This window comes from Fibrobacter sp. UWB5, assembly GCF_002210295.1.
GTDB lineage: Bacteria > Fibrobacterota > Fibrobacteria > Fibrobacterales > Fibrobacteraceae > Fibrobacter.
In genome coordinates, this window is record NZ_MWQH01000006.1 from 25,367 (window position 1) to 49,649 (window position 24,283).

At 51.5% G+C, this 24,283-nt stretch carries 18 protein-coding genes; 8 read left to right on the forward strand and 10 right to left on the reverse strand.

Translation table 11 applies throughout. From position 1 onward, the window contains the following. Positions 1–5: 5 nt before the first annotated feature. Positions 6–1,481, forward strand: coding sequence for a BamA/TamA family outer membrane protein (locus B7989_RS09545; RefSeq protein WP_088628282.1), 1,476 nt, complete (start codon positions 6–8; stop codon positions 1,479–1,481). A gap of 44 nt (positions 1,482–1,525) precedes the next feature. Next, positions 1,526–2,968, forward strand: coding sequence for an adenylosuccinate lyase (gene purB / locus B7989_RS09550; RefSeq protein ID WP_088628283.1), 1,443 nt, complete (start codon positions 1,526–1,528; stop codon positions 2,966–2,968). 63 nt (positions 2,969–3,031) lie between these two features. Here the strand turns inward: purB and B7989_RS09555 are convergent, their stop codons facing one another. The 4 genes from B7989_RS09555 to B7989_RS09570 all read right to left on the reverse strand — a co-directional run bounded on the left by B7989_RS09555 (position 3,032) and on the right by B7989_RS09570 (position 6,486). Continuing rightward, positions 3,032–3,523: a phosphatidylglycerophosphatase A gene (locus B7989_RS09555; RefSeq protein ID WP_233144364.1), complete on the reverse strand. Its 492-nt coding sequence runs from the start codon at positions 3,521–3,523 to the stop codon at positions 3,032–3,034. Positions 3,524–3,624: 101 nt separating this feature from the next. After that, positions 3,625–3,831 (reverse strand): hypothetical protein, encoded by a 207-nt coding sequence (locus B7989_RS09560; RefSeq protein ID WP_073054201.1) that lies wholly within the window; start codon positions 3,829–3,831, stop codon positions 3,625–3,627. A gap of 127 nt (positions 3,832–3,958) precedes the next feature. Beyond that, complete coding sequence (locus B7989_RS09565) at positions 3,959–5,551, reverse strand: EAL domain-containing protein (RefSeq protein ID WP_158212890.1); 1,593 nt, start codon at positions 5,549–5,551, stop codon at positions 3,959–3,961. Positions 5,552–5,886: 335 nt separating this feature from the next. Further along, the gene (locus B7989_RS09570) at positions 5,887–6,486 is read right to left on the reverse strand and encodes a TIGR01440 family protein (protein WP_088628286.1); all 600 of its coding nucleotides are present in this window, start codon (positions 6,484–6,486) and stop codon (positions 5,887–5,889) included. Between the two features lie 135 nt (positions 6,487–6,621). Here B7989_RS09570 and B7989_RS09575 point away from each other — a divergent pair, with 135 nt between their 5' ends. The 4 genes from B7989_RS09575 (at position 6,622) to B7989_RS09590 (ending at position 13,825) form a co-directional block, all read left to right on the forward strand. Continuing rightward, positions 6,622–8,115, forward strand: a complete 1,494-nt coding sequence (locus B7989_RS09575; RefSeq protein WP_088628287.1) for a class I SAM-dependent DNA methyltransferase — start codon at positions 6,622–6,624, stop codon at positions 8,113–8,115. Positions 8,116–8,300: 185 nt separating this feature from the next. Next, positions 8,301–9,410, forward strand: a complete 1,110-nt coding sequence (locus B7989_RS09580) for a restriction endonuclease subunit S (RefSeq protein WP_088628288.1) — start codon at positions 8,301–8,303, stop codon at positions 9,408–9,410. 129 nt (positions 9,411–9,539) lie between these two features. Next, positions 9,540–10,904: an ATP-binding protein gene (locus B7989_RS09585; RefSeq protein WP_088628437.1), complete on the forward strand. Its 1,365-nt coding sequence runs from the start codon at positions 9,540–9,542 to the stop codon at positions 10,902–10,904. A gap of 47 nt (positions 10,905–10,951) precedes the next feature. After that, positions 10,952–13,825, forward strand: a complete 2,874-nt coding sequence (locus tag B7989_RS09590) for a DEAD/DEAH box helicase family protein (RefSeq protein WP_088628289.1) — start codon at positions 10,952–10,954, stop codon at positions 13,823–13,825. A 68-nt stretch (positions 13,826–13,893) separates the two neighbouring features. Here the strand turns inward: B7989_RS09590 and guaA are convergent, their stop codons facing one another. Both guaA and B7989_RS09600 read right to left on the reverse strand, forming a co-directional pair. Then, positions 13,894–15,729, reverse strand: coding sequence for a glutamine-hydrolyzing GMP synthase (gene guaA, locus B7989_RS09595; RefSeq protein WP_088628290.1), 1,836 nt, complete (start codon positions 15,727–15,729; stop codon positions 13,894–13,896). Between the two features lie 20 nt (positions 15,730–15,749). Then, on the reverse strand, positions 15,750–17,216 hold the full coding sequence (locus B7989_RS09600; protein ID WP_088628291.1) for a M17 family metallopeptidase: 1,467 nt from the start codon (positions 17,214–17,216) through the stop codon (positions 15,750–15,752). A gap of 134 nt (positions 17,217–17,350) precedes the next feature. On the opposite strand from B7989_RS09600, the gene B7989_RS09605 reads away from it, so the two are divergent. Together B7989_RS09605 and B7989_RS09610 are read left to right on the forward strand one after the other, a co-directional pair. After that, on the forward strand, positions 17,351–18,394 hold the full coding sequence (locus B7989_RS09605) for an outer membrane beta-barrel protein (RefSeq protein ID WP_088628292.1): 1,044 nt from the start codon (positions 17,351–17,353) through the stop codon (positions 18,392–18,394). A 3-nt stretch (positions 18,395–18,397) separates the two neighbouring features. Beyond that, entirely contained in the window at positions 18,398–19,366 is a 969-nt protein-coding gene (locus tag B7989_RS09610) for a calcium/sodium antiporter (RefSeq protein ID WP_088628293.1), read from the forward strand. Positions 19,367–19,373: 7 nt separating this feature from the next. Here B7989_RS09610 and B7989_RS09615 read toward each other — a convergent pair whose 3' ends face one another. From B7989_RS09615 to serS, 4 genes are all read right to left on the reverse strand, one after another. Beyond that, on the reverse strand, positions 19,374–20,618 hold the full coding sequence (locus B7989_RS09615; RefSeq protein WP_088628438.1) for a nucleoside recognition domain-containing protein: 1,245 nt from the start codon (positions 20,616–20,618) through the stop codon (positions 19,374–19,376). A 76-nt stretch (positions 20,619–20,694) separates the two neighbouring features. Further along, positions 20,695–21,111 carry a hypothetical protein gene (locus B7989_RS09620; protein WP_088628294.1) on the reverse strand — a complete coding sequence of 139 codons (417 nt, stop codon included), beginning with the start codon at positions 21,109–21,111 and terminating at the stop codon, positions 20,695–20,697. Between the two features lie 10 nt (positions 21,112–21,121). Continuing rightward, complete coding sequence (locus B7989_RS09625; RefSeq protein WP_088628295.1) at positions 21,122–22,477, reverse strand: hypothetical protein; 1,356 nt, start codon at positions 22,475–22,477, stop codon at positions 21,122–21,124. A 336-nt stretch (positions 22,478–22,813) separates the two neighbouring features. Next, positions 22,814–24,100, reverse strand: a complete 1,287-nt coding sequence (gene serS, locus B7989_RS09630) for a serine--tRNA ligase (RefSeq protein ID WP_088628296.1) — start codon at positions 24,098–24,100, stop codon at positions 22,814–22,816. Positions 24,101–24,283: the final 183 nt, after the last annotated feature.

The window sequence follows — 24,283 nt, forward strand, 5'->3', positions numbered from 1 at the left end:
TAGGCATGGTAAAAAGGGAGTCGCAACGTCTCTTTGTTTGGGTATTGGCCGCGCTATGGTTTGTTGGCGCGGTATCTTCCTATGCCGAAGACGAAACTCCTTCAGATTCGACCGAACAAGTTTCTGAAAATACTGAAAAGTCGGCCATGTCGTGGCCGCTCGAATACATTATCCAGCCTTTCTTGAACGGCCTGATTTACCCGGTGGCGAAGCCTATGGACTACGCCATCAAGAACGGTATTGTCGAAAAGTCTGTCGAATTGATTTCTTTTGGCGAAGATTACAAGATCATGATCTACCCGAGCTTCAATTTCAAGCCGGGTTCACGAACCATGGTGGGAGCGAATTACCGACATCGCAGTGTGTTTTTCAATAGAGACTACTTGGTGCTGCAAGGGGAGTATTACGCCAACGGTGATGTCGGCTTTACGGCCCGCTACAACAAGCAATCCCTGTTTGGAACCCCTTTCTTTGGCGGATTCCGTTACGACATTGACCTGGATCGCGATAGCCGTTTTACCATTCCCGAAACAAAGCAAAATTACCTGCAGCCCGATTCCAGCTTCCAGTTTACCTGGCGCTTGGGCGCTCCGATTGCTTACACCTCGAACTGGAATGTTGAACTTTCGACATCGCTGTATTTTAGCCGCACCAGTCACCCCGACGTTCAGGATTCGGTCTTGATTAGCGACGAATACAAAATTGAAGACAGAGGCCTATACCAGAACGTAACGCAGATTCCGGTCGGGCTTTCGTTCGTGTACGACAATCTGGATTGCCCGTATGCCCCTTCGCGCGGCACCCGTGTCGTGTTGAACGGAAATTATACGGTGGTGGGTGAATATTCGGGTGTCCGCTACGAGGATTTGGGAATTGAGCCTGAAGATGATAAAGATGAAATCATCAAGGACGGCGGCCTGAACCATGATTTCATTATCACGGAATTCATTTTCCAGCACTATTTTTATTTGGGAAATGCTAAAAAGTACGTGCTTTCGGCAAAAGAAGGGCGAGAAACCCGCAGGTTCTATACGGACTTTTCGTGGGACGAGGCGGTTCGCGTGTGGCGTCCGGAACAGGTGCGCAATACGCTTTTTGAACGCCGCGTTATAGCGGTTCAATACCGCATGGTGAACCTTTGGGAAGTCGAAGAGGGCGGTGCCCCGCACAATGCGTTTATCACGTTGAACGCAAGGTCTCCTTTGCGCGGTTACGGCGATAAATGGACAACCCATAACCTGATGACTTTGAGCATGGAATACCGCTGGCCGGTAGACCGCCTGGTCGATGGCGTGCTTTTCAATGAATACGCCTTGATTGCCCCGAAAATAGACAAGTGGAGCTTGGATCACTATTACAATTCCTGGGGCTTCGGCATTCGCGTTCGCCAGCCGAACCTTTACCTTTTCCGCCTGCAGTTCGGTTTCCATGGCCTGCATGGCGTGAACATGATCATGACCATCGCTCCTGAATTCAGGTAATTTTCTACATTTATCCTTGCAAAAATTAAAACCAAGGATAAATCATGCGTGATCAATTCGAAAGCCCGCTCATCAAGCGTTATGCTTCCAAAGAAATGAGTTTCATCTTCAGCCCGCAGTACAAGTTCCAGACTTGGCGCAAGCTGTGGATTTACCTTGCCGAATCCGAAATGGAACTCGGCCTCCCCATTACTCAGGAGCAGGTGGACGAACTGAAGGCCCACGAAAAGGACATCAACTTCGAAGTTGCCGAAGAAGAAGAAAAGCGCCGCCGTCACGACGTGATGAGCCACGTTTACGCTTATGGCGTGCAGTGCCCCAAAGCCAAGGGCATCATCCACTTGGGAGCAACGTCTGCTTTCGTCGGCGACAACACCGACCTTATCCAGATGCAGCAGGCCATGATCCTCGTGCGCAAGCGTCTCTGCCGCGTGATGGACAAGCTTTCCAAGTTTGCCATGGAATACAAGGACATGGCCCAACTCGGCGCCACCCACTTTCAGGCCGCCCAGCTCACCACCGTGGGTAAGCGCGCTTGCCTCTGGCTCCAGGACATGCTCATCGACCTCGAAGAATTGAACTTCCTCATCGAAGTTCTCCCGTTCCGCGGCGTGAAGGGCACCACCGGTACGCAGGCCAGCTTCATGGACCTGTTCAATGGCGACGAAGAAAAGATTATGGAACTTGACCGTCGCGTGACCGCCAAGGCTGGCTTCAAGCGCGTGCTCACCATCACCGGTCAGACCTACACCCGCAAGTGGGACAACCGCGTGAACCAGGTGCTCAGCTCCATCGCTCAGTCTCTGCACAAGTTCGCTACCGATATGCGCCTCATGCAGGGTGTCAAGGAAGTGGAAGAACCGTTCGAAAAGACCCAGATCGGCTCCAGCGCCATGGCTTACAAGCGTAACCCCATGCGTAGCGAACGTATTTGCTCCCTCGCTCGTTTCGTGATGGCTCAGGTCAACAGCACCGCCTTCACTCAGGCAACGCAGTGGTTCGAACGTACGCTTGATGACAGCGCCAACAAGCGCCTCGCCATTCCTGAAGCATTCCTCGCCATGGATGCTATGCTCATCATCGCTGAAAACGTCACGAACGGCCTCGTGGTTTACCCGAAGGTTATCGAAAAGCGCATCATGGCTGAACTCCCGTTCATGGCTACCGAAAACATCATCATGGAAGGCGTGAAGAATGGCGGCGACCGTCAGGAACTCCACGAAGAAATCCGCGTGATGTCCATGGAAGCGGGCAAGGTCGTGAAGGAACAGGGCAAGGACAACGACTTGCTTGAACGCGTGCTGAAGAACGAAAAGTTCCAGAAGCTCGGCATCACCGAAGCGAAGCTCAAGGAAATCCTCGACCTCCGCAAGTTCGTGGGGCGCGCTCCGGGACAGGTTGTCAAATTCGTTTCTGAGGAAGTGCGTCCTGCCATTGAAGCAATCCCTGATTGGAACAATATTGATGCTGGAGAGCTCAAGGTCTAATTTGCCTCTAAGCCGAATTATCTAGGATGTCACCCCGGACTAGGTCCGGGGTCTTCTTTTGTCTTAAAACATCTCGACGCAGTCAATCGCAATGCTGATGGGAATCATCAGGATTCCCGCATATATACCGCCGAGTAAGTCGTCTGCCATGACGCCCCATGCTCCGGGGAATTTCTCGAAACGGTGAATGCCCAGCGGCTTGAGAATATCGAAGAATCGGAACAAGCCAAAGCCGACAAGAAGCAAAATGGGGTTATCTACGATAACGTAGGGATTGACGAGCGCGAATGTCATAAAGATTCCGCAAACCTCGTCAATGACAATCCAACCGGGATCTTCGGTGCCGGTGTCTTTCATGGCTTTGTTCACGAAGGGAATCGCAGCAAAGAAAACAATGATTGCTGCAACCAAAAATAACGGGTTGAGCCCGTAAAAAATGGAATCGAATTTTATGGCGAAAAAGGCCATGGGGTAGGCGACAATTGCCGCTGCCAAACTTCCCATGGTGCCCGGAGCCTTCGGGCTCATGCCTGAACCAAAGAACGTGGTAACCACTATAGACAAGAAATCGGTGCCCCGCCACTCGTGGGGCACTCGTTTTTTGCCATATTTTTCTTTAAGTTCCTCGCGGTTCACGAGAAATTATTTGTCCTTGCTTAATTATCCTCATATTCGGAGCTGCCCCAGCCGTCGAGGTCGCCCGCGGCACGGCCAAGAGTTGCACCGCCGAGGATTTCGTCAATGCCCTTGTCTTCGGAATCGTCGTCCTCTTCTTCGAAGATGGAAGCTTCTTCCATTTCGAGGTCGTCGTTCGGAATGATCGGATCGTCATCCAGCGCGTTCTTGCTCTTCTTTCCAGCCATATTTTCTCCTTGGTGAAGGCGTTTTCGTATTCTTTACCGCTATATTATAAAATTTTTTGTAAAAAAGGAGATTTTTTTCAAAAAAAGTGAAAAAAAATCATTTTTTTGTACAAAATGTCCTAATTTGCTATAAATGGCCGTATTTAGGCTTCTTGATTTTGCTTAAATTGCGGCAGGTCAGCACAAACGAAGTCCGGCTTCCTGTTCTATTGAGGAACTTTACTGCGACAATCAATTTGCAAGAATAAATGGTCATGGCGCAATCTATAGGGATTTTTTGTTCCTCCGTGTCAAGCATGGCCTGTCGTAGCATGGCGCGTTCTTCTGGGAATTTGTCAATAAATTCGTTAATGATTTGCTCATGCGTTCTAGCGCCGATGGATGCCATGAAGTCAGAGAAGGCTTTGTTTGTATAAATGAACTGGAACTTCCCGTCGATCAGTTCGAACAGGGCGGTTGGCATAAAGTTGACTATCGTATTGCGGTTAATAATCAGGGGACGGTTGTCCAAAAGGTTCACGGTCCCTATCGTATCGTAGTATTCCTTGAGTTCTGATGGCTCGCTTACTTCATATCTGCAATACTTTTCCCTGTTGTTCTGATATTCTTCGACAGGCATGGGCTTACCAAAATAGTACCCCTGGATAATTTCGCAGCCGATCATTTTAAGGTATTCATACTGTTCCTTGGTTTCGACGCCTTCGGCAAGCGTATGGATGCCGAGTTTCTTGGCCATGTCGACAATCGAGGCGATAATGAGCTTGGATTTTGGGTTTGTGTCGAATGTACGCAAAAAACTCATGTCGATTTTCAATAGATCGAAATCGTAGGACTGCAGGTTGCCGAATGAGCTGAAACCAGAACCAAAGTCGTCAAGCCAAACCTCGTAGCCGTCGGCCCTAAAAGCTTTAATGGTCTCGGCAAGGTTTGTATTTTGCGACGAAAAGGCGCTTTCGGTGACTTCTAGGTTCAGATACTTTTTGGGGATGTTGTACTTGGCGACCGCATCGTCAACAATTTTTTTTATATCACTGAGTTCAAAATCCAGTCGTGACAGGTTTACTGAAACGGGTTCGTAGGCGTACCCGCTATCCATGTCGTCGCGAATGTCTTTGCAAGCCTGTTCGATAATAAGAGCATCCAGCCTGTGAATCAGGTGGAATTTTTCAAAAATTTCGATAAAAATGAATGGCGGAATGATGCCGCGCACGGGGTCTATCCAGCGGGCGAGGGCTTCGTAACCACAGACTTTGCCTGTAAGTGCTCGAACAACGGGCTGATAAAAAACCTTGAAGTATCCTTTTTCGAACGCCTCTTCAAAATGCTCCAGCACATATTGCTGCTGTTCATGTTTCTTGTTGAGTTCCTCGTCAAAGACGGCGTATTCCCTGTTAAAAATGCCATGGACTTCTCGACAGGCGAGGGAGGCTCGGTCCATCATGACAATGGGTTTTTGCGGAGTTCCGTCGGCAATGTAGATGCCTGCCTTGATCTGGTTTCGGAGACCGCCTTCAAAGTGGCCCATCACCAGGTTCAATTCTTTGACTCGGTTGACGATATCTTCAACGGTAAGATTCAAGCTAATGACGACCAGGTGGTCTGCTCCGGCGCGTAAAACGGTTTCTCCTTCAAAAAGGCGCTTGAGCTCGTCCCTGAATTTGCAAAGGTAGGTGTTTCCGCCCGGGTAAGAAAATCTTTGGTTAATGGTCTTGAAGTTCATTACGTTAAAGAACGTAATGGTCGATTTGTGAAGCGGGTAAAAATTAGGGTCTTTTTGAGTTTGAGCAAAAAACCACGCCACAAGATCCAGACCGGTTATGGGGTCGACTTTTTCGGGCTTTGGAAAAGCGGAGCCACCAGGACCTGGCCCACCTGCATATTGAGGGGGATTTGCTCCATTTGGAGGTGTCATATTGGGACCACCTTGCATCACTACCATTTTCTCCTGTATTATATCGTCAATTTAACTAAAGAAAATGGAAAAAGGGACTTTCCTTTGAAAAAAGTCCCGTTTTATTACGATTTTCTTACTCCAATTTGGAATATTCGTTTTTTTTAGAATTTCGGGTAGCCGTCCTTGAGACTTTCGTCGTAGTGGGCGCGTTCTCCGCCGATGAATTTCGGGCGCGTGCGTGCCGCAATCAGGATTGCCTTGCCGATATGAGTTTGCTGCATGTGTACAGGAACGGCGACTTCTTTCAGGTGCATGCCGATAAGCGTTCCGCCGATGTCGAGGCCTGCGTCGGCCTTGATATGCTCGATGGCAACCGGATGCTCGAAGGCGTTGTAGCAGGCGGTGGCAAAAGAGCCCCCGGCCTTGGGTTGCGGCACCACGTTCACGATTTCGGCATTGGGCACGGCCGCGTGCTCGACGATGATGGCTCGGTTCAGGTGCTCGCAGCACTGCGCCGCGATGTTGATGCCGAGCGGCTTGAATACGGACGAGAGCCCTTCGAAAATCGCCTTGCCGACTTCGGGCACGGAGTGGCTACCGATGTCGTTTCCGAGCGTGGAACTCGTGCTGCAACCGATAACTACAATCTGGCCCGCCGTGAGGTGAGCTTTTTCCACAAGTTCCTTCGCGGCGTTCATCGCGTCGTTACGAATCTGCTCGACAATGTTCTTGTCGTTTATCTCGTATGTAATGCCTGCCATCTTAAAACCTCATTGTCATCCCCGCGGAGGCGGGGATCTCCTATTCACACTTGTCATCCCCGGCTTGACCGGGGATCTTTTTTAAAAATAGTTTTTTACTATATTCCTTGGCAAACACTACCACTGGACATTTACATGATTACTGGCGAAATCAAGAACCGCATCGATTCTATCTGGGACACTTTCTGGACGGGCGGCATCACCAACTCCATCACCATTTTGGAGCAGATGACCTACCTCTTCTTTATGAAGATGCTGGACGACGCCCAGAAAAAGAAAGAAGCGGCGGCGAACGCCATGGGCGTGAAGGTCAAGGATCCGGTCTTTAAGGCGGGCAAGTGGCACAACCCCGATTTCGACCGCGATGTCCCTTACAGTAACCTGCGCTGGAGCGTGTTCAAGAACATGGAATCCGAGGCGATGTACGCGACGGTTTCCCGCGATGTGTTCACGTTCATCAAGACTCTGAACGACGGCAAGGAGAGCGCCTACAGCCGCTTTATGAACAATGCGACGTTCATGATTCAGAGTGCGCGCACGCTCACGAAAATCGTGGAAGGTATTGACGGGCTCGACATGAACAACCGCGACACCATGGGCGATGTCTATGAATACATCTTGGGCAAGATGGCGGCCAGCGGCACCAACGGGCAGTTCCGTACCCCGCGCCACATTATCCGCATGATGGTGGATATGATGCAGCCCTCCCTGAAGGATACCGTTTGCGACCCGGCGATGGGTTCGGCGGGGTTCATCGTGGAGGCGGCGAAGTTTGTGCAGGAGCACCACAAGAAGGAACTCCTCAAGAAGGAAAATTCGGACCATTACCGCGGCGAGATGTTCCACGGGTTCGATACCGACCAGACGATGTTGCGCATTGGGGCGATGAACCTGATGCTGCATGGCGTCGATAACCCCGAAATTGCCTACCGCGACAGCCTGAGTTCCGAAAACACCGACGAGAACCTTTATACGCTTTGCCTTGCGAACCCGCCGTTTGCGGGCAGCCTCGACTACGAGGTGGTAAGCAAGAGCGTGCTTGCCATTACCAAGACCAAGAAGACGGAACTCTTGTTCCTCGCGCTGTTCGTGCGAATGCTCAGACCGGGCGGCCGCTGTGCCTCCATTGTGCCCGATGGCGTGCTGTTCGGCAATAGTACGGGGCACAAATCTATCCGCAAGGAACTTATCGAGAATCAGCGCTTGCAGGCAGTTATCAGCATGCCGAGCGGCGTGTTCCAGCCCTACAGCGGCGTTTCGACGGCGATTCTCGTGTTTACCAAGACAAACGCGGGCGGCACGGACAAGGTCTGGTTCTACGACATGAAGGCCGACGGCTACACGCTGGACCAGAAGCGCACCGAATGCAAGGAAAACGACATTCCCGACATTGTCGCACGCTGGAAGAACCTCGCTGCCGAAGAAAGCCGCACCCGCAAGGAACAGTCGTTCTTTGTGCCGGTAGAAGAAATCGTCGCAAACGATTACGACCTCAGCATCAACAAGTACAAGGAAGTGGAAAAAGTCAAGGTGGAATACGAAAACCCCAAGACCGTATTCATGCGCATTACGAAACTCCAGGACGAAATCAACACCGCCATGAACGAATTCAAGGAGAAATACTTATAGACGATAGAACGGACCTGGCGATCCTATAGACGAAAGACGAAAGAGGTGTCATTCTGAGCGAAGCGTAGCGTAGTCGAAGAATCCAGACATGACTTGTCATTGCGAGGAGTGTAACGACGAAGCAATCTCTAACCAGCATGTCATTCTGGAGCGAAGCGATAGAATCCATTAGATGAGAAAACGAAATGAAGCGTAATTGGGAATACAAGAATATCGAAGAATGTCTAGAAAAGGTCACTGTAGTATCAAAATTACAGACGAAAGACTTTTTGCCGAAAGGTAAATTTCCAATTGTATCGCAAGAAGTGGATTATATAAGTGGCTATTGGAATAATGATTCTGATGTAGTTCGTTTGTTACATCCAGTAGTTGTGTTTGGAGACCATTCAAGAGTTGTTAAGTATATCGACTTTGATTTTGTTGTTGGTGCCGACGGCGTTAAAATTCTATCTCCCAAGGATTTTCTTAATCCAAAATTTCTGTATTATTTCGTGAAAAGTGCAGATATTCCGTCTTTAGGTTACTCGCGCCATTATAAGCTCCTAAGAGAAAAAGATGTTCCCGTCCCGCCGCTTGAAGAGCAATCTCGTATCGTTGCGGAGTTGGATTTGCTGACGGGTATTATCGACAAGCGGAATGCGCAGCTCAAGGAACTGGACAACCTCGCTCAGGCCATCTTCTACGACATGTTCGGCGACCCAATTGAAAACCCCAAACGCTGGGATGTCAAGAATCTTGGTGATTTATGTGTAAAATTGACTGATGGGACTCACAATTCTCCGATAAATACTTTATCTGGGGATTATCCGTATATCACAGCTAAAAATATCCGAAAGAATGGAATTGATCTTTCTGATTTAACTTATGTTACAAAAGAAATCCATCAAGAGATATATTCTAGATGCAATCCTGAGTATGGTGACGTATTGTATATAAAGGATGGAATAACGACCGGAATAGCACAAGTCAATGTGCTTGATTTTGAATTTTCCTTGTTATCAAGTGTTGCGTTATTAAAACTTGATAAGGCTGTTGCGAATCCGTATTTTATTACTGGTTTTTTAAATAGTGATTCCGTTTATAAGGCTGCTCGTTCAAATATGGGTGGCGCGGCTATTACTCGTTTAACTCTTACTAAACTAAAATCCTTTAGAGTGGCTGTCCCGCCCCTCGCTCTCCAGCAATCCTTTGCCGAAAAAATCCAGTCCATCGAAAAGCAAAAAGAAACCATCCGCGCCTCCATCGCCGACACGCAAAAGCTCCTCGACTATACCATGGACAAATATTTTGGCTGAATTTTGCAAAAATCGACATTTTTCTAATTATTTGTTTGGGAAATGTCAAAAAATATAAAATTATTTGTTTGGAAAATTACAAAAATTGACTATATTTTTCTTTGGAAAATGTCAAAAAGGAGTCTGGAGATGTATTTTGAGCGAAAAATAGACAGATTCTTGCTGGAATGGTCCAAACAAAAAGACCACAAGCCGCTACTGCTGCGTGGGGCACGCCAAGTGGGAAAATCCAGTTCGGTGGAGCATCTGGGCGAACATTTCGGAAATTGCGTCAGCATCAATTTCGAAAAGGATCCGGAATACAAAGAGGTGTTCTGCAAGAATCTAGACGTAAATAGAATCGTGTCGGAAATTTCCGCCATGAGCGCCAAGCCTATTGTTCCCGGCCAGACTCTCCTTTTTTTAGACGAGGTCCAGCTTTGTGCCGAAGCGATTATGTCGCTCCGTTTTTTCAAAGAAAACTTGCCTGATTTGCATGTGATTGCCGCCGGGTCGCTGTTGGAATTCGCCCTGCAGGAACTCCCGACCTTTGGCGTTGGCCGCATCCATTCTATGTTCATGCACCCCATGACTTTTGACGAGTTTGCGCTTGCAAACGGTTTTGACAAGCTTTTGGAAATTCGGAACGCGGCATCTTTTGCAAATCCGTTGCCGGCTCCAATCCACGGCAAGTTCGTGGAGCTTTTCAGGACTTACCTCATGGTTGGCGGAATGCCGGAAGCGGTTGCCAAATGGGTGGACAGCAGAGATTATCTGCAGTGTCAATCTATCCAAGACGATATCCTGATTTCGTACGAAGACGACTTTGCAAAATACAAGAAGAATGTTGACCCCGTGCTGCTTAGGTCCGCGTTCCGGAGTGCAGCGTTGCAGATTACAAAGAAATTCACATATGCCAAGGTGGGGCACGGCTACAGGACAGAAAAAATCCGTGAAGCCATGCAGTTGCTTACCCTTGCAGGTATTATCATTCCCGTAACGCATACTGCAGCAAACGGGCTCCCCTTGGGGAGCGAAGCGGATTCGTCTTATCAGAAGTACTTGCTTCTCGATTCCGGTTTGCAGCTGCGGCTAATGAATATGTCTCTTGGCGATATTTCAGAAACAGTCACTGCAATTCTTACTGCAAGTGCGGCAGATCTTGTGAACAAGGGGTCTTTGGCCGAGATGGTCGCGGGGCTTGAACTTTTGCGGAACAAAACTCCAAACATGCGTCATGAAATGTTCTACTGGACGCGGATGCAAAAGAATAGCCTGGCCGAGGTGGATTACATAGAAACCCTTGGCGGGAAAGTCATGCCTATCGAGGTCAAGGCCGAGGTTCAAGGGGGAATGAAGAGTCTGTGGTCTATGATGCGCGAAAAAAAACTCACGAATGCCTACCGGCTTTCCCTGGAAAACTTTGGCCAGCTGGACTATTGCGATACCGAAGCCGAAAACGCAATCCGGCACGTTCAAATTTGCCCGCTCTATGCGATTTCGTTGATAAAATAGGCTTGGTTACACGAAAATCTTGAAATATATTATTTATATTGAAAACGATGGCTAAACCTGACGACATCGATGGAACGCCCGAGTCCGAGGCGGAAACCCGCCGGGTCCTGATTGACCGCATGCTCCGCGAGGCGGGGTGGACTGTGCTTACGGCCAAGGGGGTCGTGAAGCCTTCGAAGGCGTGTATCGAAGTCGAAGTGGAAGGGATGCCGAACGGTGAGGGTGTCGGTTTTGCCGATTACGTGCTTTTTGGTGCGGACGGGCTCCCGCTGGCTGTAATCGAGGCGAAAAAGACGACGGTTTCACCAATAAAGGGCAAGCACCAGGCGGAACTTTATGCGGACTGCCTCGAAAAGCAATATGGCCGCCGCCCTGTAATCTATTACACCAACGGTTACGAGACGAACATTATCGACGGTCTTGGCTACCCGCCGAGGCGGCTCTACGCGTTCCATACCGAGAGCGACCTTGAACTCCTGATTCAGAAGCGGGGCCGCAAGGATATCAGCGACTTTAGCGTGAAGGGCTACATTACCGACCGACATTACCAGAAGATGGCCATCAAGTCCGTGTGCGAATGGTTCAACGGCAAGCACCGTCGCGGTCTCTTGGTGATGGCAACTGGTACGGGCAAGACCCGCGTCGCGATTTCTACGGTAGATGTGCTCATGCGGAACGGCTGGGTCAAGAATGTGCTGTTCCTTGCCGACCGCACGTCGCTGGTGGGCCAGGCGAAGAAGAATTTTGCGAAGCTATTGCCGAATACCCCTGTTGCCGTTTTGAGCGATTCCAGTGATGAGAACATTATTCGAGATAAAAACGGCGAAGTGGTCGAGGTCAATGCCCGAATCGTGTTCAGTACCTACCAGACGATGATCAACTGCGTCGATACCGAGAAGAAGCCTTTCTCGGTGGGGCGATTCGACCTGATTATCATTGACGAGGCGCACCGCAGTATCTTTGGCAAGTTCGGCGCCATCTTCAACTATTTCGACAGCCTGCTGCTCGGGCTTACGGCGACCCCTCGTGACGAGGTGGACAAGAGCACCTACGATATTTTCGAGATGGAGAACGGCTGCCCGAATTACGCCTACGAACTCGATGATGCTGTGGCCGATGGCTTCCTGGTGAATTATCACGGGTTCAAGCGCGGCTCCATGATTCTGAAAGACGGTATCAAGTACAGTGACCTTTCGGAAGAGGAAAGGGAACAGCTGGAGCAGGTGTGGGATTACGAAGAGACACTGCAGGAACTTGGCCCGGGTGCTGTGCCGCCGGAAGCGGGCGGAAATACCCGCGGGCGCGATATCGGCAGCGAGGAAATCTTCAAGTACATCTACAACGAAGGTACGGTAGATAACGTGCTGCAGGACCTGATGACGAAAGGCCTGAAGGTCCAGAGCGGCGAACGTATCGGCAAGAGTATTATTTTCGCGTACAACCACGAGCATGCCAAACTTATCGTGGAGAGGTTCCACAAGCTTTATCCTGAATACGGCTCCGATTTTTGCGCGTTGATTGATAACTACGTGACCTATTCGCAGGATTTGATTGACAAGTTCGAAGTTCGCGACGGGAACCCGCAGGTTGCCGTGTCTGTGGATATGCTGGATACGGGAATCGACGTGCCCGATGTACTGAACCTTGTGTTCTTCAAGCCGGTCAAGTCGAAAATCAAGTTCATGCAGATGATTGGCCGTGGCACGCGCCTTTCTGAAGATATCTACGGGGCGGGCAAGGACAAGGAATGTTTCTATATCTTTGACTGGTGCAGGAATTTCGAGTACTTCGAGCAGAATCCGGACGGCAAGATTGTGCAGCAGAGCATGTCGCTGACGGAGCGTCTGTTTGCCCTGCGTGCCGAGGTGGCATTCTACCTGCAGCACCAGACGTACCAGGAAGATGAATTTGCGAAAAGCCTTCATGACGATTTGAAGGCCGCCTTGAAAGCACAGGTTGCTACGCTGTCGGATGCCCATATTTCGGTGCGGAACCGCTGGGCCGCCGTTTGCCATTTCAAGAGTGACGATGCGTGGGTGTGCTTGACTGCCACCGATGTGCAGACGTTGAAGTTTGATATTGCACCGCTGTTGCCGCATAACACGCAAGACGAAAATGCCAAGAAGTTTGACGTGCTTGTCTTGGCGATAGAACTTGAATTCGTGAATAGCGAATATAATGCGAGCAAGCCTATTGCAAGTGTATGCGGGCTTGCCGAACGCCTGCTTTCTAAGGCGACAATCCCGCAGGTGGTTGCCAAGATGGGGACCATCAAGGAAGTGCTGAACCAGACTTCGTGGGAAAACAGGAGCCTGCAGTGGCTCGAGAAGGTGCGCACCGAACTCCGCGACCTCATGAAGTTCTTGGTGGGCGATGGCGGCAAGACGTTCACGATTGACATCGACGATGTCGTTACCGATGATGGCGAGAGCGCCGGCGTAGAGACCCGCGTGACCTACAGGCAGAAGGTGATGGATTACCTTGCCCAAAAGGACTACAATCCCGTGCTCCAGAAAATCTACAATCTGGAGCCGCTCACAAATGACGACGTGCTGGAACTGCAGCGAATAATGTGGTCTGAATTGGGTAGCAAGGAAGACTTCGAGAAGTTTGCCGACGGCAGGCCCTGTGATGGGAATGTGGCCATATTGATTCGTTCGTTTATTGGTGTTGACCGCAAGCAGGCGCTTGAACGCTTCAACGCGTTCCTTTCGGGGAGCAAGCTCAATTCCGACCAGGAAGAATTCCTGAACGATATTATCTCGTACGTTTGCGAGAACGGTGACATCAAGCCGGAAACCATCGTGAATGACGCTCCGTTTGACGAGCGTTTGGAAGTGTTTAACGACAAGATGATACCGCTAAGGCGATACCTTGAGAATATCCATGAAGTTGTCGACCCCGCAGGAATGCAGGGGTAGGGGGGAGGCGGTTCTACTTTGTCCAAATGAAAAAGCCGAGTGAGTTCATCTCATTCGGCTTTAAATTTTTACTCCCACTCAATGGTTCCGGGCGGCTTGTGTGTCACGTCGTACCACAGGCTGCCAGCACCTTCGGCTTCGAACTTGCGCCAGAGACCTGCGAGCATTCCCTGGTCGATTTCGGCGAAGTTTGCCGTCATGGCTTCGGTGGAGTTCACCGGGCGCATCACGATGCAGGGCTTTTTTGCCGTGCGGAGCGGAACGAGCACGACGGGCATCTGCCAAATCTTTTCGTACAGGTCGTTGGCCTGCAGGAATTCGGTGCAGATGTTGTCGAACTTGCGGAGCGTATCGAAGTTTTCGCGAGTGGCGTACTGTTCGACAAGCTTCGGGTCTTCATCGGCCACGCTGCCAATCTGGTAGATGACGCGGTTGATTGCCTTGAAGCGGTTAGCAAGTTCGGTCGAGAACTTTTCACAATCCTTCCAGCTGAGGCCCGGAGTGGTGATGAGGAACGGTTGTGCGTACGTACGGCCATCGCCCTGGACGCCCACGCTCTTGATGGGGAGCAGTCGGCCTGCAATGTTGTTTGCCTTCAGGTAGTCGGCGAGGCTGTTGCCTGCGGTGTCCTTCACGTCTTCGAACTTCACCATGTCATCGGAGAGCTTGCCTTCGCTGCAGAGCAGGCGCACGCCGAGGCCCGGACCCGGGAACGGGTGACGCCACACGAGGTTGTGCGGAATGCCCAGCTCTTCGCCGAGGGCGCGGACTTCGTCCTTGTACAGGTCGGCGAGGGGTTCCAGTACCAGGCCCTTTTCCATGAGGTCCAAAACTTCTTGCACGCGGTTGTGGTGCGTTTTGATCTTGTCGGCGTTCTTGGTGCCGCCGCTTTCGATGGTGTCGGGGTAGATAGTGCCCTGTGCCATCATCCACTGGTTCGGATCGAGGTTGAGTTTCGCCATTTCCTCGTCCTTCACCGTCAGGAATTCCTTACCGATGATGCCGCGCTTGGTTTCCGGAGCGGTCACGCCCTTGAGCTTTGCAAGGAAGTGTTCGCTAGCGTCGCGCACCTTCAAGTTGTTCATACCTTCCTTCGTGAGGAAGTCCATAATCTTCTGGGATTCGCCGAGGCGCATCATGCCGTTATCCACGTGCAGGCCCAAGACCTTTTCCGGTCCGAGCACGCGGTTCAAAAGCACGAATGCCACGGTGGAGTCCACGCCGCCAGACACGAGCAGGAACACCTTGCGGTCCTTGACCTGGTCCTTGATGCGCTGCGTGATAAGCGGCAGGTAGCTCTTCATGTTCCAAGTCTTCTTGGCGCCCGTGAAGTCAATGAAGTTTTCGAGCAACTTCATGCCGAACTTGCTGTGCGTGACTTCCGGGTGGAACTGGATACCGAAAATCTGGCGTTCGGGCTTGTCGCTGTCAAAAGCGACGGCGGCGATTTCGCAGTCCTTGGTGCTGGCCACAATCTTGTAGCCCTCGGGGAGCTTGGTGACCTGGTCGCCGTGGCTCATCCACATGGGGCTGGCCTTCGGGAGGCCCTTCAAAAGCGGGCACTTTTCGTCGCCCACGATAAGGTCGGCAATACCGTATTCCTTGACCTTGCCCGGTTCCACGTGCCCGCCCAACTGCTGGGCGATGAGCTGGTGACCGTAGCAGATGCCGAGCTTCGGCACCGGAAGGTCCAAAATTTCGGGATTGTATTCCGGGGCGTCGGCCGCGTAAACGCTGCTGGGGCCGCCACTGTAGATGATTCCCTTCACGCCTTCGAGCTCGCTGACGGGAGCGGCGGGGGAGTGGATTTCGGTAAACACGCCCAGGCGGCGCACGCGGTTCGCGATCAGGTGGGCGTACTGCCCGCCAAAGTCCAAAACGGCAATCGTATCAACGTTCTTCATACAATTCCAAAGATAGAAATTTACTCAGCGCAACTCATTTCGCGGGCAAGCTGGATAAGCGTCTGCACGCCAAAGCCGGTAGCTCCGTATTCGGTGTATTTCCATTTTTTGTCAACGAAAGCGGTACCGGCAATGTCCCAGTGAGTCCAGGCGGTGTTTTCGGGCACGAATTCCTGGAGGAAGAGGGCTGCAGAAATGGCACCTGCGTCGCTGCCGGTATTCTTGAGGTCGGCGAACTTGTCCTTGAGGGCGTCGGCATATTCTTCTTCGAGCGGCATGCTCCAGAATTTTTCGCAGCAGGCTTCGCCGCAGTTGATCACCTTGAGGCCGAGATCGTCGTCGTTGCTGAAGAATCCCGTGACGGCGTAGCCGAGGGCGCGGACCATGGCGCCCGTAAGGGTGGCGAGGTCCACAATGTGGGTGGCACCGATTTCGCCGGCTTCGGCAAGTCCGTCGCTAAGAACCAGACGGCCTTCGGCGTCGGTGTTGTCGACCATGACGGTCTTGCCGTTCTTGGCGGTAAAGATATCGCCCGGCAGCACGGACTTGTTACCGATGGCGTTTTCGGCGAGGCAGCAGACGGCGCTCACGCGAATCGGGAGCTTGAGCGTTGCAATTGCCTGGATGGCGGCAAGCGCAGTCGCTGCGCCACTCATGTCGCTAATCATTTCGGGCATGGATTTAGGCGGTTTCAGGCAGAGGCCGCCGGTATCAAAAGTGAGGCCCTTACCGACAATCACTAAGTGATCCTTGGACGTGCGCTTGGCGGGCTTGTATTCGAGCGTAATCATGTGCGGCTCGTGAGAGCTGCCCTTGCCGACTGTCACGTGGCCCATGAAGCCTTCCTTTTCGAGTTGCTTCATGTTACGGACCTTGATGCTCAAGCCTTCGGTGTACTTGGCGACCGTCTTGGCGCGTTCCACGAATTCGGCGGGGTAGAGGTCGGCGGCGCAAGTGTTGATCAAGTTCTTGGCGAGCGTAATCGCCTTCTGTTCCACGGCGACTTCTTCGGCAATCTTCTTGAAGGCGGCGGTATGTTCGCCGGCGACGATTTCGTAAGTCACCTGGAAGTTTTCTTTCTGCTTGCTCTTGTAGGCATCGAACTTGTAGTTTGCGTAGTAAAGACCGTGGAGAATGGACTTGAATTGTTCATCGGCGGCGTCGGCCAGGAACAGGCTCACGGTGGCAATCTGTTTTTTCATGGCGCGATTGGCCAGGCGGTAGGCGGCCATACGCAGGTGGTCGAGGGCGGAAAGGCCGCGTTCCTTGGCGGCGTCTACAAAGAAGGTGTTGCAGCCGTCAATTTCAAGGTATTCCAGGTCTTCGAAGGGGCCGTCGTTCATGCCCTTGAGAATGGTTTCGACCTGTTCTGTGCCTTCGTCAGTGAGAACGGTGGAAAATTGAATGGATTGCTTGACAAAAAAGAGGGCGTAAGCCTTGTTGTCAGTATTTTTGAGATTTTCAGAGGAAACGATATTCAGATTCATGTCTCAAATGTAGTAAAACTAGGGGCGTGGGTGGCTCTATCCGCGTAAATTGCCGTCTAGTCGCTTTTTTTACCATTCTTTTTGCAAACTATATGAAAAAATGCTATAATGAAGTTGTAAAAATGGAGGTTCAAATGAATCGTAAACTTACTGGTATTCTTAGCGTTCTTGCCCTTTCGGCGATGTCTTTTGCCCAGGCTCCCGCAGCCGCCCCTGCTGCAACTGCTGCTCCTGCTGAACAGGCTCCTGCTGAAGAAGCTGCCCCTGTAGCTGTCCGTGGTGCCGATGCCACCGCTCCGGCTGCTGCCCCTGCTGAACAGGCTGCTCCCGCTGCTGTAGCTGCTGCTCCCGCAGCCCCCGCTGAAGAACCGGTCGCTGAACCTGCCGTGGTTGTAGCCCCGAAGGCAGTTCGCGGTGCAGACGATGCCGATAAGACGGCTGCATCTGCTAGAGCGGTTGAACAATTCCGCGATGCAAGAAATACAGTCCTTTACGAAACTGTTTATACCCGTGAAGATGGTGTTCCCGTTCGTACCGTCTATGTTGCCGAACGCGAAGGCAAGGACACGGTTTCCTTCGACGAACTCAGGGGACTTTCTCCGATGAAGTTCAAGATCGGTGCCCGCGGTTCTGTGGGTGCTTACCAGTTGGCCGGTAACGATTGGGACAGCGATCAGTACAATGGCATTAGCTGGAGAGCCGGTCTCGTGTCGATCATTCCGCTGAATGCCTACACCATGGGTATCAAGCTAGGTGTTCTTTATGAACAGAGCAAGGCTAGCGAATCGTACTACATTAACGATGTGCCGACAAACTTCAGATTCTCCCAGAAGAAGATCGATGTGCCGGTTCTCTTTACCTTCAAGGCCGCTACTTCTAGAATCTTCTTTGATCTCGGTGTAGAAATGTCTGTCCCTCTGACTGACGATCTTCGCATTTCCTATACTGATTCCAAGGATGTCAAGCATTCTAACAAGATTGACTTGATGGACGATTACCGTTCTAGCCTGGATTGCGCATTTGTCTTTGGTTTCTCTGTGATGGCGAACGATTACCTTTCGCTCGATATCGCGGCTAACCTTGGCGTGTCCGACCTGTACGATGGTCATCTCAAATACATGAACATGAACCTGGATGCCTCTTCGCTGAATCTGGGAATTACTGTCTATCCGTTCTAATATATGATTCTTGCAATTGTTGCTGTAGTTATTGGCCTTGCCGTTCTTGTTTGGAGTGCAGACAAATTTGTTGACGGAGCTGTCGGTATTGCCGAATATTGTGGTATGTCGACGCTCCTCATAGGAATGGTTATCGTAGGCTTTGGAACTTCTGCTCCTGAACTTACTGTCTCTGCGCTTTCGGCGGGGCAAGGCAACCCCGAGCTAGCGCTGGGTAACGCTTATGGCAGCAACATTGCAAATATCGCTTTGATTCTTGGCGCGACAGCGCTTATTTCTCCGATTTTGATGCAGCGTTCGGTAATCCGTGGTGATTTGCCGATTCTGATCGCTGTGTCGTTGCTTTCTATTGCATTAGTGTGGGATGGTAGCGTGGTGCGCTGGAATGGCGTGCTTTTGCTGGTTGTCTTTGCGCTGGTCATGGGGTACAGCATTTGGCGTGAACTGCGCAAGGCGCATGCCGAGGCAACAGAATCGGTCAAAGAAGAGTCTGCCGAAAAGGCATCTTTGGGCAAGTCCATTATGTGGCTTGTTTTGGGGCTTGCCTTGCTGGTGGCTAGTTCTCGAGCTCTCGTTTGGGGGGCTGTCGAAATTGCCCGTACGCTTGGCGTGAGCGATTTGTTGATTGGCCTTACCATTGTGGCTATCGGCACGTCTTTGCCAGAATTGGCGAGCTCCATTGCCGCTGCCCGTAAGGGTGAAAACGACTTGGCTCTTGGCAATATCATCGGATCGAACCTGTTCAATACGCTTGCCGTGGTGGGCCTTGCCGCAACTATTTCTCCGATGGATGAAATTGAAAAGGCTGTCACTTACCGTGACATGCCTTTAATGACCGCTTTGACGGTTGCCTTGATTGTGCTTGGTTTTAGGCGTAAAGGCGATGGCCGTTTGAATCGTATCGCCGGCGCCATTCTTTTAGCCGTCTATATCGGCTACCTCGCCCTGCTTATTGTGCAGGCAAAAGGCTAGTAGCTTTTTAATTGGGCGGGAAGAACAGGTAGGCGATTGCGATTGCCGCAATCACGCCGGCAGCATCTGCAATTAATGCGCAAGTGACTGCGTGGCGAGTCTTTTTAACACCGACAGAACCGAAATAGACGGCGATAATGTAGAACGTCGTGTCGGCTGCTCCCTGGAACATGCAACTCAGGCGGCCTGCAAAGCTGTCCGGGCCGAGTGTCTTCATGGCATCGATCATCATGCCGCGGGCACCGCTACCGCTCAAAGGCTTCATGATGGCGGTGGGGAGTGCGGGAACGATGTCGTTACCCACGCCGCAAAGGCCGAGAATCCAGGAAACACCATTCAGCAACAAATCCATCGCGCCGCTTGCACGGAATACGGCCACGCCCACAAGAATGGCGACCAGGTTCGGGATAATCATGACGGCGGTGTGGAATCCGTCCTTGGCGCCTTCGACAAAGGCTTCGTAGGCTTGCACCTTCTTGTACACGGCAAGTCCAAGGAAGGCGACAATGATTCCGAACAAGGCGATGCCGCTAATCAAGAGGCTGGTGGTGCCAATCGCTTCGGCGCTCAAGTGGCTGAAGTACACCATGATCGAAATAACGCAGGCCGAAAGTCCGGCGAGCCAGGCCACCGTGACAGGGTCCTTGAGCTTGACTTTCTGGAAAAAGCTGAGGGCGAAAATACCGGCCAAGGTGCTGAAGAAGGTAGAAAGCAAAAGCGGCAAGAACACGTCACTCGGGTTGGCTGCTCCCATCTGGGCGCGGTAAGTCATAATGCTCACCGGAATCAGCGTAAGGCCGCTGGCGTTCAGCACGAGGAACATGATCTGGGAATTGCTGGCCACAGACTTGTCTTCGTTCGGGTTGATTTCTTGCAGCTGCTTCATGGCCTGCAAGCCCATGGGGGTGGCTGCGTTATCGAGCCCGAGCATGTTGGCGCTGATGTTCATGAGCATGGTACCGATCACCGGGTGGTTCTTCGGAATTTCGGGGAAGAGGCGGCTGAACAGCGGCGAGACAATCTTTGCGAGAATCTGGACGGCGCCGGCCTTTTCGCCAATCTTCATGATGCCGAGCCAGAGCGAAAGAATACCGGTAAGCCCGATGGCGATTTCAAATGCCGTCTTGGACATGTCGAAGGCGCCAAGAATTGCCTTGTTGAATATTCCCGAATCGCCGAAGGCAATCCACTGGACCATGCAGGCGACAAATGCGCCAAAGAAGAAAACGAGCCAAATTATATTCAGAACCATGTCCGAAAAAATAAAAAAAAGGCGAACCTTTTGATTTCTCAAAGGTTCGCCTTGAATGTTTAAGAGGTTATTCGGATTAATCCCAATCGGCGTTCATGAACGCTTCGAGGGTCTTGCAATCCACAAGTCCATTGTAGACGTAGAAGGTAACGTCGGGAATATCGAGATTACACTTCGTACCGCCAGAGGGACACTTGTCCAAGAGCATTTCTCCGTCGTCCGGGTCGCATTCGCTTTTCAGCGACATGTCAGTCGTTTCGGCGCAGTAAGCTCCAGACATGTCTCTGCATGCAATGACATTGCCCTTCGGGCCATCTTCGCCAGACGGAGTTTCAGAAGGAATAACTTCTTCGTCGTCGATGACCTGCGGAGCCGGATTTTCGTCTTCGTCAGACGGAATGTTGTGAATGCGAGATTCGCCAGAACCCTTGCCGGAACAAGCCGCAAGAGTAATCAGGCTAGATGCCAAAATAATCTTTGCAAGGGTCTTCATAAAGCCTCTCTTAGAACATCAGGAAAATGCCGAGGTTGCCAACGAGGCCACTCCATGCGGCAGAACCAAGCTGGTCGGCAACAGAAGCTTCGATGACCAAGTGGTCATAGCTGAAGCGGAGACCGGCGTTTGCGTTGGTAGCGTTGGTACGCATAGAAATGATGGAGGTGTCGTCAGATGCCGGACCGGCTTCAACACATTCGGTCTTGTAGTCGATGACCTTCCAAGTGAAGGCTGCGCCACCGAAGAGGATCCAGTGTTCGTTGAGGGACATTTCGGCGAGAACGTTCGGGGTAGAGAAGAGACCGAAGTCGTAGGTGTTGGTGGTCTGGTTGCCGTTTTCGATTTCATCGAAGATGAAGATCGGCAAGCGGGTATTGAGGCCGAGGAACACCTGAGCGTTTTCAGCAGTGAATACCGGCAGAGCAAAGTTGAAGCGCGGCTGGATGAAGATGAAAGCGTCGTTGTTGGTGGTTTCGGTCGTGGTGTTAGCAACCTTCACGCGGCTGTCGCTCTTCTGGCGCAAGAAGTCGAGGCCAACTGCCCAGGCGAGGTTCTTGGCGGAAGGACCGTTGGAAAGAGTCAGGCTTGCGCCGATATCCCAGAAGTCCGGATCGTTTTCGGTCTTGGCACCGTTGTCGTCGGTTTCGACGTCCACTTCCTGACGGAAGGTCAGCCAGTAGACGTTAGCAACGATGTCGAAGGCACCGAGCGGAGCACCGAACTTCACGTTGATGTAGTCACCGGCTTCGGTCGTAGAACGATCTTCGGTTTCCTTGTTGTTCGGGCCCTTTTCTTCTTCGGACTGCCATGCCTTGTCAATAGCTACATCGACAGCGACACCGAATGCCGGAGTTGCGATACCGGCGGTCAACAGACCCATGTTGACGTAATCACCGCGGTGGTTGACGCCGGCCGGGGTCACGTTGGTCTTGTGAGTGGTGTTGTTGTCAAAAGCGAGGAGATAGGTCATAGAGCCAGAACCGAGAGCGAGAACGCCTTCTTCGCCAGACGGTTCGACGTAGAACAATTTACGACCGCTCATCTTGTAGACAGCTTCCATATCGCCATCGATGGTGGAGGCACCGAACTGGTTGCCGACCATGTTGTAGGCGTTGCCATGAAGAACGTTGAACGTGCCGGTTGCAGCCGGAGTCGGAACGTTTTCAGAGGCAGCAGGAGCTTCGAAGCTGGAAGAAGTGGAAGATTCGGCAACAGGTGCCGGTTCCGGTGCCGGAGCGGCAGGAGCTTCTTCCTGAGCGCTTTCGGTAGAGGAGGTGGATTCTTCGTATTCGTCATCATAATCCTGAGCGACTGCAGCAGACACTGCGAGCGCAGAGACGACAGAAATAAGCTTAATGTTCATTCGTATCTCCTTTCGAGAGAGGATTGGGGGGTTGATTTTAAGTGAAAGATAATAAAATGGTCATGACTATGCAAGCCATGACCATATACTTTGTACTCAGCCTTCAATACGTTTGTATTGAAAAAAGTTTACTTATGAGACCGCTCGTGCTAGAGTCAAATGAAAAAATATGATAAGCACTCGCTCTCGCCACCACGACTGAATTGAATCAGTCGCTTGTGGCTCACGTAAAACTAGTTTTTCGGTTCGATCACTTCCATTCCACCCTAACGAGCAAGCGAGGTTTCTTACGAAACCTCGCACTCAGATTTTTATTCTAAAAATCTTCACTCATGGTTAGGCTTTCGGTTCAATAACCTCAAGCCCACCCATGTACGGACGCAGCACTTCGGGGATCTTGAGGGAGCCGTCTTTCTGCTGGTAGTTGTCGCAGATACCGACCATCACGCGCGGTGTGGCGAGGCCAGAACCGTTCAGCGTGTGAACGTAGACGTTCTTGCCGCCGATTTTGGTCTTGATGTTGGCGCGGCGAGCCTGGTAGTCTTCGAAGTTGGAGCAGGAGCTGACTTCGAGCCATTTCTTTTCGACCGGCGCGTAAACTTCGAGGTCGTAGCACTTGGCTGCTCCGAAACCGAGGTCACCCTTACAGAGGGCGAGACGGTGGTAGGGGAGGCCGAGCTTTTCGAGAAGCTTTTCACCGAAGCGGGTGAGTTCTTCGTGGTCTTCGTAGCTGCGATCCGGATGGGCGAAGTAAACCATTTCGACCTTGTTGAACTGGTGCAAGCGGAGAAGACCGCGGGTGTCCTTACCGTAGCTACCAGCTTCGCGGCGGAAGCAGGCGGAGTAGGCGCAAATGCGCTTCGGAAGTTCAGATTCCGGAATCACTTCGCCGGCATAAAGGTTGGTCAGCGGCACTTCGGCGGTCGGGATGAGGAACAGGTCGTCGTCCTTGTCGCAGCGGTACATGTCTTCTTCGAACTTCGGGAGCTGGCCCGTGCCGCGCATGGTATTGCGGGTCACCAGGTACGGCGGAGTGAATTCTTCGAAGCCGTTCTTCATGTGTTCGTCGAGGAAGAACTGGATGAGGGCGCGTTCAAGGCGAGAGCCCCAGCCGCGGTAAACCGGGAAGCCGGAACCGGAAATCTTGGCGCCACGTTCAAAGTCAAAAATGCCGAGGCGTTCGCCCAAGGTCTTGTGGTCCACGCGGGCGAAGTCATCGTTCTTGGTGTAGTAGTCGGCGGGAATCGGGCCGTCCTTTTCAACAACGTTGTCCGAGCTGTCCTTGCCTTCCGGAGAACGCGGGGCGATGTTCGGCACGTGCATGAGCATTTCGGTCTGCTTGTAGTCGAGTTCCTTGAGCTTCTTGTCGAGTTCGTCGATCTTGTTGCCGAGTTCGCGCGTGGCGGCCTGGGCTTCGTCGGCGTTTTCGCCCTTCTTCTTGAGTTCGCCAATGCGCTTGGACTGGGCGTTGCGTTCGCTCTTGAGGCGTTCGACTTCGGTGAGGAGCGGGCGGCGTTCGTTATCGACAGCCAGCACGTCACGAAGGCTTACGGTCGTATATTTCTTTTCGGTTTCAGCAATGTAGTATTCCGGATTTTCACGGATTTTCTTGATGTCAAGCATTTTATGCCTCGGATGATAAAAATTTTACGCGGAAAAGATAGTTAATTCGGGATTCTGATTTCGAAATTCGGATTTCAAAATGCAGAAAAAAGGAGTGCAAATTAATTTTCTGTGTTGTCTTTTGCAACAACACAATTGGATTGTGGAATGTTTTAATCCTATTTTTTCGGTATATATTATCCC

Coding starts and splice junctions, on each gene's coding strand:
- B7989_RS09605 (WP_088628292.1), top strand. CDS start 17,351: ATGAATCGTAAACTTACTGGTATTCTTAGCGTTCTTGCCCTTTCGGCG.
- B7989_RS09575 (WP_088628287.1), top strand. CDS start 6,622: ATGATTACTGGCGAAATCAAGAACCGCATCGATTCTATCTGGGACACT.
- B7989_RS09620 (WP_088628294.1), bottom strand. CDS start 21,111: ATGAAGACCCTTGCAAAGATTATTTTGGCATCTAGCCTGATTACTCTT.
- serS (WP_088628296.1), bottom strand. CDS start 24,100: ATGCTTGACATCAAGAAAATCCGTGAAAATCCGGAATACTACATTGCT.
- B7989_RS09625 (WP_088628295.1), bottom strand. CDS start 22,477: ATGAACATTAAGCTTATTTCTGTCGTCTCTGCGCTCGCAGTGTCTGCT.
- guaA (WP_088628290.1), bottom strand. CDS start 15,729: ATGAAGAACGTTGATACGATTGCCGTTTTGGACTTTGGCGGGCAGTAC.
- B7989_RS09610 (WP_088628293.1), top strand. CDS start 18,398: ATGATTCTTGCAATTGTTGCTGTAGTTATTGGCCTTGCCGTTCTTGTT.
- B7989_RS09580 (WP_088628288.1), top strand. CDS start 8,301: ATGAAGCGTAATTGGGAATACAAGAATATCGAAGAATGTCTAGAAAAG.
- B7989_RS09570 (WP_088628286.1), bottom strand. CDS start 6,486: ATGGCAGGCATTACATACGAGATAAACGACAAGAACATTGTCGAGCAG.
- B7989_RS09565 (WP_158212890.1), bottom strand. CDS start 5,551: ATGAACTTCAAGACCATTAACCAAAGATTTTCTTACCCGGGCGGAAAC.
- B7989_RS09590 (WP_088628289.1), top strand. CDS start 10,952: ATGGCTAAACCTGACGACATCGATGGAACGCCCGAGTCCGAGGCGGAA.
- B7989_RS09615 (WP_088628438.1), bottom strand. CDS start 20,618: ATGGTTCTGAATATAATTTGGCTCGTTTTCTTCTTTGGCGCATTTGTC.
- B7989_RS09545 (WP_088628282.1), top strand. CDS start 6: ATGGTAAAAAGGGAGTCGCAACGTCTCTTTGTTTGGGTATTGGCCGCG.
- B7989_RS09585 (WP_088628437.1), top strand. CDS start 9,540: ATGTATTTTGAGCGAAAAATAGACAGATTCTTGCTGGAATGGTCCAAA.
- B7989_RS09600 (WP_088628291.1), bottom strand. CDS start 17,216: ATGAATCTGAATATCGTTTCCTCTGAAAATCTCAAAAATACTGACAAC.
- purB (WP_088628283.1), top strand. CDS start 1,526: ATGCGTGATCAATTCGAAAGCCCGCTCATCAAGCGTTATGCTTCCAAA.
- B7989_RS09560 (WP_073054201.1), bottom strand. CDS start 3,831: ATGGCTGGAAAGAAGAGCAAGAACGCGCTGGATGACGATCCGATCATT.